Source organism: Reyranella soli (assembly GCF_007992495.1).
In the GTDB taxonomy this organism is placed as follows: Bacteria; Pseudomonadota; Alphaproteobacteria; order Reyranellales; family Reyranellaceae; genus Reyranella; species Reyranella soli.
In genome coordinates this window covers 1-530 of the sequence record NZ_BKAJ01000406.1, presented here as the reverse complement: position 1 = coordinate 530, position 530 = coordinate 1, and the positions used below count along the sequence as shown (strand labels likewise).

Sequence of the window (530 nt, the reverse complement as noted above, 5' to 3'; positions counted from 1 at the left end):
CGAGGTTGGCTCCCGTGTCGGCAAGCGTCACGACATCCGTGGCAGTCAGGAGCACGGCGCCAAGCACATTGTACCGGGCCAGGTTCAGCGACAGCACGTTGTCCGTGGCATCGATGCTGTCGATACCCTTGCCGGCCAGCGCGCCAAACTGTGCCGCTGACAGCGTGGCCAAGTTGACTCCCGTATCGGCAAGCGTCACGACGTCTGCCGCCGTCAGCGTGACCGTTCCCAGCGCCAGGTACTGGGCGGCCGAGAGCGTCAGTACGTTGTCGGTGGAGTCCAGCCTGTCGACCCCCTTGCCGGCCAGCGCACCAAACTGAGCCGCCGACAGGACGGCAAAGTTGGCTTCCACGTCGGCAAGGGTCACGGTGTCGGCAGCCGTCAAGGTGACCGTTCCCAGCGCCAGGTATTGAGCGACCGAGAGCGTCAGCACATTGTCCGTGGCGTCTATCCTGTCGATCCCTTTGGCCGCCAGCCCGCCAATGTCTGTGGCTGACAGCCCGGCCAGGGTGGCTCCCGTGTCGGCAAGT

Annotated in this window: 1 protein-coding gene; it reads right to left on the bottom strand. The window is 65.3% G+C overall.

Features of this window, described 5'->3' with window-relative positions; all coding sequences use genetic code 11:
- The coding region (locus RSO01_RS48265) for a hypothetical protein (protein ID WP_218037701.1) at positions 1 to 530 on the bottom strand (530 nt) is incomplete at both ends.